The organism is Pseudooceanicola profundus, from assembly GCF_054919315.1.
Window position 1 is genome coordinate 2,378,413 of record NZ_CM142898.1, and the last position, 12,966, is coordinate 2,391,378.

The 12,966-nt window shown below is 67.9% G+C and carries 9 protein-coding genes; 1 reads left to right on the forward strand and 8 read right to left on the reverse strand.

Annotated features, from left to right (window positions below; translation table 11 throughout):
* Positions 1–277 precede the first annotated feature (277 nt).
* The 6 genes from ACX9MO_RS10900 to ACX9MO_RS10925 all read right to left on the reverse strand — a co-directional run bounded on the left by ACX9MO_RS10900 (position 278) and on the right by ACX9MO_RS10925 (position 7,964).
* Entirely contained in the window at positions 278–1,675 is a 1,398-nt protein-coding gene (locus ACX9MO_RS10900) for a M16 family metallopeptidase (protein WP_462211853.1), read from the reverse strand.
* On the reverse strand, positions 1,672–3,027 hold the full coding sequence (locus ACX9MO_RS10905) for a M16 family metallopeptidase (protein ID WP_462211854.1): 1,356 nt from the start codon (positions 3,025–3,027) through the stop codon (positions 1,672–1,674). The genes ACX9MO_RS10900 and ACX9MO_RS10905 overlap by 4 nt, the downstream gene beginning before the upstream one ends.
* A gap of 452 nt (positions 3,028–3,479) precedes the next feature.
* The gene (locus ACX9MO_RS10910; RefSeq protein ID WP_462211855.1) at positions 3,480–3,986 is read right to left on the reverse strand and encodes a DUF3035 domain-containing protein; all 507 of its coding nucleotides are present in this window, start codon (positions 3,984–3,986) and stop codon (positions 3,480–3,482) included.
* Between the two features lie 69 nt (positions 3,987–4,055).
* On the reverse strand, positions 4,056–4,526 hold the full coding sequence (gene lspA / locus ACX9MO_RS10915) for a signal peptidase II (RefSeq protein WP_222493749.1): 471 nt from the start codon (positions 4,524–4,526) through the stop codon (positions 4,056–4,058).
* An 88-nt stretch (positions 4,527–4,614) separates the two neighbouring features.
* Positions 4,615–6,204, reverse strand: coding sequence for a bifunctional phosphoribosylaminoimidazolecarboxamide formyltransferase/IMP cyclohydrolase (gene purH / locus ACX9MO_RS10920; RefSeq protein WP_462211856.1), 1,590 nt, complete (start codon positions 6,202–6,204; stop codon positions 4,615–4,617).
* A 23-nt stretch (positions 6,205–6,227) separates the two neighbouring features.
* Entirely contained in the window at positions 6,228–7,964 is a 1,737-nt protein-coding gene (locus ACX9MO_RS10925; RefSeq protein ID WP_222493617.1) for a heparinase II/III family protein, read from the reverse strand.
* Positions 7,965–8,162: 198 nt separating this feature from the next.
* Between ACX9MO_RS10925 and ACX9MO_RS10930 the strand changes: the two genes are divergently transcribed.
* Positions 8,163–10,328 (forward strand): esterase-like activity of phytase family protein, encoded by a 2,166-nt coding sequence (locus ACX9MO_RS10930; protein WP_462211857.1) that lies wholly within the window; start codon positions 8,163–8,165, stop codon positions 10,326–10,328.
* 141 nt (positions 10,329–10,469) lie between these two features.
* Here ACX9MO_RS10930 and ACX9MO_RS10935 read toward each other — a convergent pair whose 3' ends face one another.
* Positions 10,470–11,822 carry an aspartate aminotransferase family protein gene (locus tag ACX9MO_RS10935; RefSeq protein WP_462211858.1) on the reverse strand — a complete coding sequence of 451 codons (1,353 nt, stop codon included), beginning with the start codon at positions 11,820–11,822 and terminating at the stop codon, positions 10,470–10,472.
* An 11-nt stretch (positions 11,823–11,833) separates the two neighbouring features.
* A complete protein-coding gene (locus tag ACX9MO_RS10940) occupies positions 11,834–12,907 on the reverse strand; it encodes a phosphotransferase (protein WP_462211859.1) in 1,074 nt (357 codons plus the stop codon).
* Positions 12,908–12,966: the final 59 nt, after the last annotated feature.

Genomic DNA, 12,966 nt, shown 5'->3' on the forward strand with positions numbered 1-12,966 from the left:
AATCGGCCCCGCCCGCGTTCAACCGCCTGTTCCGGCATCGGGCCATTTTGCACTCGACAGTGCAATATTAGCTCGAATTCCGCCACAGGCGAAAGGGCGATTGGCAAAAAATCGCGTAGCTGTGAGGCCCTGTCAGAGCGCCCTTCGCAGCCTGCCGCGCCGCAGGGGCGTGCCGGTCACCGGCGCCGGGCACGGCTTGTCCGTCCCAAGGGGGAGGGCCATGAAAAAGGGGCCGCCGAATGCTCCGGCGGCCCCGTCCGATCCCGTGATCCGCGGCTCAGTTCGAGGTCTCGAGCGGCACTGCGTCGGGCGTGGTTTCGGTCTCTGCCTCCGCATCTGTAGTGGCGGGCGCGATCACCGGCGCATCGTCCAGCCCCTCGGGCTGGCCGACCACGACGAAGCTCAGCTTCTCGGGGTCCATCAGCTCGCGCGCCACGCGGTTCACGTCGTCCAGCGTCACGGCCTCCACCTTGGCGTTGCGGGTGGCGATGTAGTCGATCGGCATCCCCGACATCTGCATCCCCACGAGGATGTTCGCGATCGGCCCGTTGCCGTCGAAGCGCAGCGGGTAGGCGCCGGTCAGGTACTTCTTGGCCGCGGAAAGCTCCTCCTCTGTCACGCCCTCTTCGCGGGCCTTGCGCCACTCGTCCCGCACGAGGCCCACGGCCTCGGCCACGCGGTTGTTCGCGGAGGCGAGCGAGCCCATCCAGACCTTTGCCTGGTCGCGGTCCACGAGGTAGGAGTAGACGCCGTAGGTCAGGCCGCGCTTGACGCGCACCTCCTTCATCAGGCGGCTTTCGAAGCCGCCGCCGCCGAGGATCGTGTTCAGCAGGTAGGCGGCGAAGAAGTCCGGATCGTCCTGCCCCATGCCGGGCTGGCCGAAGAGCACGACCGACTGCGGCGTGTTGAACGGCACCTGACGCACCTGCCCGTCGAAGGCCGGGTTGGCCGGACCGGGCAGGGGGGCGCCGGCGGTGGGCAGATCCCCCAGCAGGTCGTCGAGCAGGGTCTTCAGCTCGTCCGGGGTGATGTCGCCCACGGCACCGACATAGAGCCGGTCCTGCGCGAGGGCATTGTGCTGGGCATGGATCAGGTCCTCGCGGGTCAGGGCGCTGACGCTCTCCTCGGTCCCCTCCATGGCGGTGCCGTAGGGGTGCATCCCGTAGGTCTGCCGGGCAAAGGCCTCGCCGGCGATGTCATTCGGGTCCTGCGCGTTGGAGCGGATGATCGAGAGCACCTGCGCCCGCACCCGGGTGATCGCATCCTCGTCGAAGCGCGGCTCGGTCAGGGACTGGTGCAGCAGGTCGATCGCCTCGTCCCGGTTCTCGGTCAGGAACTTGGCCGAGACGGAGAGCGTGTCATCGCTCACGTCGTAGCTGAAGGAGGCGGCGAGGTTCTCCCGCGCGCGGGTGAAATCCTGCGCGTCCATGTCGCCGGAGCCTTCCTCGAGCAGGCCGCTCATCAGGTAGGTCGCGCCGCGCTTGCCGGGTTCGTCCAGCGAGGCGCCGCCCCGGAAGCGGAGCTCCAGCGCGGTGAAGGGGATCGAGTGATCCTCCACCAGCCAGGCGGTGATGCCCCCGTCCGAGGTCACCTCCTGGATGTTCACCTCGGCCCGCAGCGGCAGGGCCGCAAGCGAGAGGGCGATCGGGGCCATCAGGCGGAACAGCATGGTCATTGGGTCACCTCTTCGCCGGTCAGCCAGCCGGTGACGGCGCGATCCCGGTTCAGGACCTCCCGCGCGGCAGCCATGATGTCGTCCTCGGTCACGTCCTGCAGGATCTGCGGCCAGTCCTGCACGTCCTGCACCGTCAACCCCTGTGTCAGCGCCGAGCCGTAGCGCCGGGCGAGGGCATCCACGTCGTCGCGGGCATAGATCTGCGAGGCGCGGATCTGCATCTTGATCCGGTCCAGTTCCTCGGTGTCGACGCCGTCTTCCATGAAATCGGCCAAAGCCTGGTCCAGCGCCGCCTCGCCCTCCTCGAGGGAGACCCCCTGCGAGGGTACGATGTAGACCCCGAAGAGCGTGTCATCGAGCGAGGTGCCGTCGTAGTAGGCCGAGGCATAGACCGCGGTCTGGCTGTCGTACTGCAGCTTTTGCGTCAGGTAGGAGGTCTGCCCGCCGCCCAGAAGCTCCGCCAGCAGCGTCAGCGCGGCGGCCTCGGTCTGCTCGCCCGCGTCCCGCTCGGGGGCAAGGTAGGTGCGGCTGACATAGGGCTGCGCGATGCGCGCGTCGCGATAGGTCAGGCGGCGCTCGGCGGTCTGGGGCGGCTCCTGCGGGCGCACGCGCTCCGGCAGGTCGGGAGTGGCCGGCAGCACGCCATAGTACTTCTCGGCCAGCTCCTTCACGCCCTCGGGGGTCACGTCGCCCGACACCACGAGGATCGCGTTGTTCGGCGCGTAGTAGGTCTTGTAGTAGTCGAGCGCGTCCTGCCGGCTCAGGGCCTCCATCTCGTGACGCCAGCCGATCACCGGGATGCCGTAGGGAGAGTTCAGGTACTGCGCCGCCATCGCCTGCTCGCGGTAGAGCGCCTGCGGGTTGCTCTCGGTGCGCTGGTTGCGCTCCTCGATGATCACCTGCCGCTCGGTGGCGATGTCGTCCTCGGAGAGGTTCAGGTTGACCATCCGGTCACTCTCCATCTTCATCATCAGTTCCAGCCGGTCGGCGGCGACGCGCTGGAAATAGGCGGTGTAGTCCTGCCCGGTGAAGGCATTGTCGGTCCCGCCGTTCTCGGCCACGGTCTTGGACAATTCGCCCGAGGCCATGGTCTTGGTGGCCTTGAACATCAGGTGTTCCAGGAAATGCGCCACGCCGGAGACGCCGGGCGTCTCGTCGGCGGCGCCGTTGCGGTACCAGACCATCTGCTGCACCACCGGCGCGCGGTGATCCTCGATCACCACCACCTCCATGCCGTTCGACAGGGTGAAATCCGTCACCAGGTCGTTCAGCCCCGGTTCCGCCGCGCCGGCGGCAACGGGAAGCGCGGCTCCCAGCCCCAGCGCCAGCAGGGGCCCGATTACACGTTGCATGAAAGTTCCTTTCCCCATGGGCTCGCCCAGCAAGATACGCCAGTGGCCCAACCCTGCAAGACACCTGACGGGGATGTGACAGCCGGAGACCGGCGCCCCGCCGCCTTCATCCACTGTTCCCAAATATCCCGGGGGGACACGCCGCAGGCGTGGCGGGGGCAGCGCCCCCTCTGCCGCGCAAGGACAGCCCCCGGCCCGCACGGACACGCACAGCCCGAACCGCTGCCCGTTTTCTTCGAAGAAAACGGACCGGAAAATTCGAATTTTCCGGGGAGCGCCGCACTGTCTCGGCTTGGGCTGTCTCGGCGTGGGCTGTCGGGGCTTGGACTGTTGCCGTCTGCCCGGCGAAAGCGCGCGCGCTTCAAGGCGCGCCCTGCACGGGACCTGCCCGGTTCACGCTGCCACGGTGAAGACTGCGCCGGACCACACGGTCATGGGGGCTCGGCCGGGGGTTACTCGGCCGGCGGGCTGGTGGGCGTTTCCGCGCCGGCGGTACGCCATTGCCAGGCGGTGCCACGGCCGTTCAGGGACTCGTCCCCGTAGGCCTGGTAATAGCGGTCCACGTGGAACAGGCGGATCTTGGTGAACCGCTGTTTGCGCTCGCGGAAGTTCTGGTCTTCCTGCGCCAGTGTCTGGCGGATGTCCGGCTGCACGCCGTTGCGCGTCGCATGCGCGACGAGCTGGCCTTCGTCCGAGGGCACGCCCTGCTGGGCCAGCGTGGCGCGGCTGCCGCCGAGGGCGGCCACGGCGTCGGCATTGGGGGTCTGGTCCGTGCGGTTGCTGCCGCCGGGGGTCGGCGTCGGCAGGCTGGCATAGCTCTCGGGCTGCTGCAGTTCCTTGCCGGGCAGGATCGCAAATTCCTCGGGGCCGTCCGACGAGTTCTTGAAGGACCGCAGCTGGGTCACGCCCTCGGGCGTGCCGGAGCAGGCCGCGAGAGCCAGAACCGAAATCAGAAGCATGCCGCGCGTCAGGTGCATCGGGTCCCCCTTGCTCACTTTCGCCCTGTGTAACGGATCACGCGACCGAGGTCACGCGCCCTTTTTCCGGGCCGGCAGCAGCACCAGCGCCAGCGCGCCGATGAAGATCGTGATGTCGGCCACGTTGAAGGCATAGGGGTTCTCGATCCCGCAGCAGGACATGTTCAGGAAGTCCGCCACCGCGCCGTAGAGCAGCCGGTCGACGACATTCCCCAGCGCCCCGCCGATCAGCAGGCCGGCGGCGATCATGCCCCAGCGGCCCGGGCGTTCCTTGCGCGTCCACAGGAAGACCGCCACGCAGATCACCAGCGCCAGCCCGATCAGCACCCAGCGGCCAAGGTCGGCGCTCTGCGAGAAGAGGCCGAAGTTGATGCCGTAGTTCCACGCCATGCGGAAGTTCAGCAGAGGCGGCAGAACATCGATCTCGCCCAGGGTCCGGAGGTCCATCATGTGCACCACCACGTACTTGCTGACCTGGTCGATGAGGAAGGTCCAGAAAGCCGACCAGAAGAGAATGCGCATCCGCATCGAGGCGTGACCTCTTTCGCTGTCGTTGAAAAGGGCGGGGCGGCCCGAGACAGGCCGCCCCGCGTGTTCATCTTGTCCGGGATCAGTGCCGGAAGTGGCGCATGCCGGTCATGACCATGGCGAGGCCGGCCTCGTCCGCGGCCTTGATCACCTCGTCATCGCGCATCGAGCCGCCGGGCTGGATCACCGCGGTGGCGCCGGCCTCGGCCGCGGTCAGCAGGCCGTCGGCGAAGGGGAAGAACGCATCCGATGCCACGACCGAGCCCTGCGTCAGCGGCGTGGAAAGCTCCAGCGCCTCGGCCATGTCCTGGCTCTTGCGGGCGGCGATGCGGCAGCTGTCGACGCGCGACATCTGGCCCGCGCCCACGCCCACGGTGGCGCCGTCCTTGACGTAGACGATCGCGTTCGACTTGACGTGCTTGGCGACTTTCCACGCGAAGAGCAGGTCCTTCATCTCCTGCTCGGTGGGGGCGCGCTTGGTCACGACCTTCAGGTCGTCCTCGGAGATGAAGCCGTTGTCCTTGTCCTGCACCAGCAGACCGCCGGACACCTGCTTGTAGGCCAGCGCGGCCTCGGCGGGGTTGGCAAGGCCCGGGGTGACCAGCAGGCGCAGGTTTTTCTTCTTGGCGAAGATATCCAGCGCGTCGTCATGGACGCCGGGGGCGATGACCACCTCGGTGAAGATCTGGCTGATCTCTTCCGCCGTCTCGCGGTCGAGGCGGTGGTTCAGCGCGATGATGCCGCCGAAGGCCGAGGTGCGGTCGCAGTCGAAGGCCCGCTGGTAGGCTTCCTTCAGCGTGGCCGCCTTGGCGACGCCGCAGGGGTTGGCGTGCTTGATGATCGCGCAGGCCGGGCCGTTCTCGGGCAGGAATTCCGACACCAGCTCGAAGGCCGCATCGGTGTCGTTGATGTTGTTGTAGGACAGTTCCTTGCCCTGCAGCTGCTTGGCGGTCGCCACGCCCGGACGGTTGGAGCCGTCTGTGTAGAAGGCCGCACGCTGGTGCGGGTTTTCGCCATAGCGCAGGTTTTGCGCCAGCGTGCCGGCGAAGGCCCGGCGGCGGGGCGAGGTCTGTTCCAGTGCGCCCGCCAGCCAGGTCGAGACGGCGGCGTCATAGGCGCCGGTGCGGGCATAGGCGGTCAGCGCCAGCTGCTTGCGGTAGCCGAGGCGGGTCTTGCCGCCGTTGGCCTTCAGTTCCTCGATCAGCGTGGCGTAGTCCTCGACGTCGGTGACGACGTTGACGAACTTGTGGTTCTTGGCCGCGGCGCGGATCATCGCGGGGCCGCCGATGTCGATGTTCTCGATGCAGGTGTCGTAGTCGGCACCCTTGGCGACGGTTTCCTCGAACGGGTAGAGGTTCACGACCAGCAGGTCGATGCCTTCGATCCCGTGCTGGTTCATCGCCGCCACATGCGCCTCGTCATCGCGCAGGGCCAGCAGGCCGCCGTGGACGTTGGGGTGCAGCGTCTTCACGCGGCCGTCCATCATCTCGGGGAAGTTGGTGATCTCGGACACGTCCTTGACCGTCAGACCCTCGGCGCGCATCGCCTTGGCCGTGCCGCCGGTGGACAGAAGCTCGATGTCCATCGCGGCCAGCTCGCGGGCCAGGTCGATCAGTCCGGTCTTGTCGGATACGGAAAGGAGCGCGCGGCGCACGGGGTAAAGGTCGGTCATCGGGTCGGTCCAGTTATGTTGCGTCAGCTTCCGGCGTCGCCGTCGTCCCGGTGCAGGTCCCGGATGGATATAGGGGTGTCCTGCGCCTTGGCCAGCGACCAGCGGATGCGGGTCGCATAAAGCATCGCGCGGGAGGATAGAACGATTTGTTTGGTCGCGCGGGGCTTCAAACGGTTCTTTTCGAGATAAACCGAGGGGTCGAGGCGCAATTCGGCCTTGCCGTCGTGCCGGAAGACCCACAATTCCCCCGATTTCAGCGCCAGCGAGACCGCAGCCCCCCCCATGTCGATCTGCGCTTCGACGTCCGGATGCAGGTGAAAGCGGATCTGGTATGGGATTCCCGCGAGGCTGGACGAATCCATCGCCTTGTCGAACCGCTTCTTCTCGCGGTCCTCGATCGCCAGCATCAGGTCCTCGCCCGCCATGCCGCGCCCGTCGAAGGTCAGCTCCAGCGTGCGGGCGTGGGTCAGGCCGTGCGAGCGCAGGTAGCCGTCGTGTCCACCTTGGAAACGCAGCCCGTCGGGGGCCTGCGACATGCGGATCGGCACTTTCCTCGGCCCGTCGATCAGCGGCTCGCCCTTGGCGGTGGCCGGGCCCAGCCGGGCGGAGGAGAGCCCCTCCAGCGCCAGCGTCGAATGCGAGGGCGTGGCCCGCCCGGCGCGGCGCCAGTCCAGCCCGAAGCTGATGCCCGAGCCACAGTTCACCACCACGGGACGGCGGCCCGAGGTCAGTTCGAAGGCCAGTGTCGAGGCATGGGCGTTCATGCTGGCCTTGCCCTCGGGCGGGGCGGCGGCGTCCACGATGACCGAGGTGCGCCCGGCGGAGAGCCGGGCATAGCCCATCGAGAGCCCGTCCGGGTGCCGGGTCTTCACCCCCGAGGCCGCAAGCGCATGGTCGAGCCGCCCCTCCGCGCCACGTCCGCCGCCGTGGAACCGGGCCAGGCTGCCGTCCGCGTGGCGCAGGGTGCGCAGGGTGGGGGCGATGCGTTCGATCGCGCCCAGATGCTCCTGCCCGGGCGTCTGCCCGGTGTCCGTCAGCGCGGAGGCGGCCCAGGACAGCAGAGTGAAGACCTCCAGCAGCTCCTCGGGGTTGCGGGTCGGCAGGCCGCCCTGCGCGTCGATCTGGGTGGCGCATTCCCGCGCCAAGGCGCGGGCGGCGGGGCCGACATGCTTTTCCATCCCCTGCAGGGCGAGGCCGGCATAGACCATGCCGGTCAGCGCCTCGAACCGGGGCAGGCCGGGGGCCGCGCCCTTCCAGCGGCGCGAGAGGAAGATGGTCTGCCGCGCCAGCGAGCGGAAGAAGGCGTCCGAGGCCGCCTTGTCCTGGCCGCGCATCACGAAGAGCGCGTGGTTGATCCAGCGGATCAGCCGCCGACCGGCGAGGTCCGGTGTCCAGCCCGGCCCGCCGCCGCGCCCGTAGCGGTCGATCCAGAGCCAGAGCCATTCCTGCGCCTTGGCGCGGGTGCTCTGATCGCCCACCGCCGCGAGGTCGTCGAGCCATGAGAAGCCGTGGATCTCGTTCAGGAAGGCCGGGTCGGGCGCCGGCAGGTCCCAGAGCGGCGCGCTGCTCTGCTCCACGAGGTGCCCGGCAAAGAGGTAGTTGCCCGCCACCAGCTGCCGTCCGCGGGCAAAGGAGCCGATGGTGCGGGGCTCGGGCTGGGAGGTGAAGGCGGTCGCGGGACGGGCCAGACCCGACAGGCGGGCATGGAACCGGTTCAGCAGCCTCGTGCCGCGCGCCTCCCTCGTCTCCGATGCCGTCATGCCCTGCCTTTCACGCTCTTTTGGCGTTGCCACGGCACCTTAGCCGCGCCCTTCCCCAAAGTCATGGCCCAAAGCCGCGGCTTCGTCCATGGCCTCGCGCCCCCCGGCGCACCGGACTTCACGGCGTCGTCACGAAACCGTCATCCAACTTTTGCAAACAGGGCGCAGTGCCTTCCGCAGAACCTATGGGGAGTTTCCATGTCCAAGTCTCTTTTGACGGCTGCCTCTGTCCTCGCGCTCTGCGCAGGCGCGGCTCAGGCCGAGATGAACTTCAACCGCATCGCCTCCTTCGCGACCCCGGACAACATGGCCGAGGGTGAGGATCGCACCCGCGAGACCAGCGCCGAGATCATTGCCGCCACCGCGGACGGCATGACGCTGATCTACACCGACAGCCCGCTGGAAAGCGTGGGCCGGATCGACATCACCGATCCTGCCAATCCGCAGCCGATGGGCAACGTGGAGATGGGCGGCGAGCCGACCTCGGTTGGTGTCATCGGTGAAACCGCCTACATCGGCGTCAACACCTCCGAGAGCTTCACCAATCCCTCGGGCAAGCTGGTCGCGCTGAACGTCGCCATCGGCGAGGTTCTGGGCGAATGCGACCTTGGCGGTCAGCCCGATTCGGTCGCCGTGGCCAAGGACGGCAGCTTTGTCTCCGTCGCCATCGAGAACGAGCGCGACGAAGACCTCGGCGACGGCCGCGTGGGTCAGATGCCGGCGGGCTACCTCGCCATGGTCCAGCTGACCGACGGCGCGATCGCCTGCGACACGCTGAACAAGGTCGACCTGACCGGCCTGACCGAGATCGCCCCCGAAGACCCCGAGCCCGAGTTCGTCGACATCAACAGCCTCGGCGAGACGGTGATCACGCTGCAGGAGAACAACCACCTCGTCATCGTCTCGAAGGACGGTGAGGTGACCGCGCATTTCTCTGCCGGGGCCGTGGATCTCGAGGGCATCGACGCCACCGACGAACGCGCCGCGCTGATCTTCGACGAGAGCCAGCCGGGCCGCAAACGCGAACCCGACGCGGTGAAATGGATCGACGACGATCACTTCGCCATCGCCAACGAGGGCGACATGGACGGCGGTTCGCGTGGCTGGACGATCTTTGCCAAGGACGGCACCGAGGTCTATGAATCCGGCACCTCCTTCGAGCAGGCGCTGATCATGATCGGCCACTACCCGGACAAGCGTTCCGACGCCAAGGGCGTGGAGCCCGAAAGCATCGAGACCGCCACCTTCGGCGGCACGCCGATGGTCTTCGTGGGCTCCGAGCGCGGTTCGGCCGTGGGCGTCTACGACGTGACCGATCCCGCCGCTCCGGTGCTCAAGCAGGTGCTGCCCTCGGGCATCGGGCCGGAAGGCTACGTCGCCATCCCCGCGCGCAACCTGCTGGTGTCCGCCAACGAGAGCGACCTGATCGAGGATGGCGGCGTGCGCGCCCATGTCATGCTCTTCGAATATCAGGACGCACCGGCGGCCTATCCGACCCTGACCTCGGAAGGCATGGACGAGCTGACCGGCTGGGGCGCGATCTCCGGCATGGTGGGCGACGCGGAGCAGCCCGGCATCCTCTACGCCGTGAACGACAGCTTCTATGGCTACCAGCCCACGATCTTCACCATCGACGCCACGTCGACGCCCGCCAAGATCACCCGTGCGCTGCGCGTTACCCGCGGCGGTCAACCGGCGCAGAAGCTGGACATGGAAGGCATCACGCTGGACGGCAAGGGCGGCTTCTGGGTCGCCTCCGAGGGCCGCACCGACCGTCTGGTGCCCCATGCGCTCTACAACGTGAACGCCAAGGGCGAGATCAAGAAGGAGATCGCCCTGCCTGCCAGCCTGCTGGCGGTGGAGAAGCGCTTCGGCTTCGAAGGGGTGACCCGCGTCGGCGACACGCTCTGGATGGCCGTGCAGCGCGAATGGGCCGATGACGAGAAGAACCACGTCAAGCTCGTCTCCTACAACATCGAGACCGGGGAGTGGGGCGCCGTGCTCTACGAGAAGGCCGCCCCCGCGACCGGCTGGACCGGCCTGTCCGAGATCACGGCCCACGGCGATTACTTCTACGTGGTCGAGCGCGACAACCAGATCGGCGCCGCCGCCGTGACCAAGAAGATCTACCGCATCCCCGCCGCCGAGATGGTGCCTGCACCGCTCGACGGGGAACTGCCCGTGGTCAGCAAGGAAGAGGTCCGCGACCTGATCCCCGACCTGAAGGGCTGGGGCGGCTATGTCGTCGACAAGGTCGAGGGGCTGGCCGTGGATGCGGCGGGCGAGGTCTTCGTCTCCACCGACAACGACGGCGTGGACGACAGCTCGGGCGAGACCTTCTTCTGGTCGATCGGCAAGTTCTGAGCCCATTCCCGCGATGACGGGGCCCTGCGACGTGGGGCCCGGCAATAAGGAAAGCCCCGGCACATGTGCCGGGGCTTTCTCGTTGAGCGCCAACGCGACGGGCAGCGGCTGGGGAGGGGGCCGGCGGCCGGCCCCGGCCCCTCAGATCTTGGAGAGGACCTTCTCGACCGTGCTCAGCAACCGGTCGACATGCGCCTCGGTGAAGATCAGCGGCGGGCGGATCTTGAGGATGTTCGCATCCGGCCCCGTGGCCGAGATCAGCACCCGCTCCTCGCGCATCCCGTTGACGCAGGCCCCGGCGGTCGCCGCGTCGGGCGTCTTGGCCGCGTGGTCGGTCACGAATTCGCAGGCCACGTAGAGGCCCGCGCCGCGCACGTCGCCGATGCGGCCATCCTTCTTGGCGATCGCCTCCAGCCCCTCGCGCATCAGCGTGCCCATCTTCAGCGAGTTCTCCTGCAACTTCTCGTCGCGGATCGTGTCGAAGACCGCCTGCGCCGCGGCCACTGCCACGGTGTTGCCGCCGAAGGTGTTGAAGTAGCGCGTGTCGGCGCCGAAGCCCTCGATCACCTCGTGCCGGATCGCCATGCCCGCCACCGGGTAGCCGTTGCCCATGGGCTTGCCCATCGTCACGATATCGGGGTCGAGCCCGTGGCGCTGATAGCCCCACATCGCCTCGCCCGAGCGGGCAAAGCCCGACTGGACCTCGTCCGCGATGTAGAGACCGCCGTGTTCGCGCACCACCGCGGCCACCGGGGCCAGCAGGTCGGTGGGATGGGAATAGATCCCGTCCGAGGAGAAGAGCCCATCCGCAATGAAACAGGCGATCCCGTCGCCATGGCGTTCCAGTTCGAGGATCTGCGCCTTCACCTCGGCGGCCATCTTCTGTCCCAGCGTGGCGGGGTCATGGCGATAGCTGTCCGGCCCGGCCACGCGGCGCACCCAGGTTCCCAGTGGCGACTTGCCCCCCAGCGAGGGAGAATAGCCCGCCGTCAGGTGCGAGTTGCCGTGATAGGCCTCGGCGGTCACGATCACGCCGCGCTTGCCGGTCTTGTGCATCGCGATCCGCGTGGCGAGGTCATTCGCCTCCGAGCCGGTGCAGGTGAACATCATGTGCCCGTCCCGCGCGATCGTGCCGCCGAAGGAGGGCAGCATCGTCTCGGCCAGCGTCAGGATGCTTTCCTGCACATAGCGGGTATGGGTGCAGAGCACGCCCAGCTGTTTGGTGATCGCCTCTACCACGCGGGGGTGCGAATGGCCCAGCGACACCACGTTGTTGTAGGCGTCGAGGTAATCGTTGCCCTCGGGATCGAAGAGCAGCGCGCCCTCGCCCCGGGCCACGGTCAGCGGCTCCTTGTAGAATAGGCGATAGGCCGGTCCCAGCAGACGCTGCCGCCGCTCGATCCGGTCCGCGAGGACGGGGTCGAGGTCGCGGGTCGTGCCGGGGTCGAAGCTGTTGACCATCTTGCCGCCGGAGGGGGCGCTCTGGGTGTTCATGGCTATGTCCTTCAGGTGGGGCAGGGCAGGAGAAGGGCCGAGATCTCCTCGACCGGGCGCGCGATGAACCATGCCAGCTGTCCCCAGCTGGGCCCGGAATTGCGCAGGATGTACTCGCGGTTGTTCGGCATCAGGGCAGCGCGCCATTCGTTCATCACCGCGCGCAGCAGCACGCGGGCCATGACGAGGTGCGGCACCATGGCCAGCTCTTCCTCGCCGATGGGGGCGTGGGCAGCATAGCCCTCCACCACCGCGCGGGAGGGGGCGAAGATGTCGGCCTCGGGCGGGAAATCCCGCAGCATCTGGTTCATCACGGCGGTGGAGAGGTCGATGGCCACCGCGGTTTCCACCACGTCGCCGAAGTCGATGATGCCGGTGATGAACTGCGGCGTGGCGGGATCGCCGACGAGGTTGTTGCCGCGGAAATCGTTGTGCACCACCTGCCGGGGCAGCGCGTCGATGCGCGGTTGCAGCGCGGCCAGCCGGTCAAAGACCGCCTCGGCCAGGGCGACGCGCTCGGGCGTGGTGTCGATCTGGGTCAGCAGCGGGCGCAGGATGCCCGCGTGACGCACATCCCAGGCCAGCACGCGGCCCTGCGCGGGATGCGAGAAGGCGGCGAGCGCCAGGCGCAGCTCGGCAAGGGCACGGCCGTAGTGATACCGCTGGTTGGCGTCCAGCCCGGCATCCTCGACCATCTCGCCCTCGACATAGGTCATCATCCGCACCAGCCGGTCGGAACCGGCAAGCCGCGCGATGTAACCGCCCGCTTGCAGCGGTACGGCGCGGGGCACGTCGATGGGGAAGCCGGTCTCTTCAAGGTGTCGCAGGGCGGCGAGTTGCAGGTCCAGCTCGCTCTCGGCCTCGTCGGGATTGGCCACCTTGAGGATGAAGCGGCCCTGATCCGTGGTCAGGCGGAAGGTATCGTCCTTCTCGGTGTCAAGCCGGTCGAGCGGGCCCTCCATCCCGTAGAGATCGCGGCAGATGCCTGCGGCCTCCTCGGCGGTCAGCCGGGTGAAATCGGTGGCAAGACCACCTTGCCCGGCCAGCTCCAGCGCCCGGGTCAACGCTGCATCGCGTTCAGTCATTCTTTTCTGCTTTCGCTGTCGGCCGGGCCCGTGACGGGGCCCGGCCTGTTGCCTTGAGG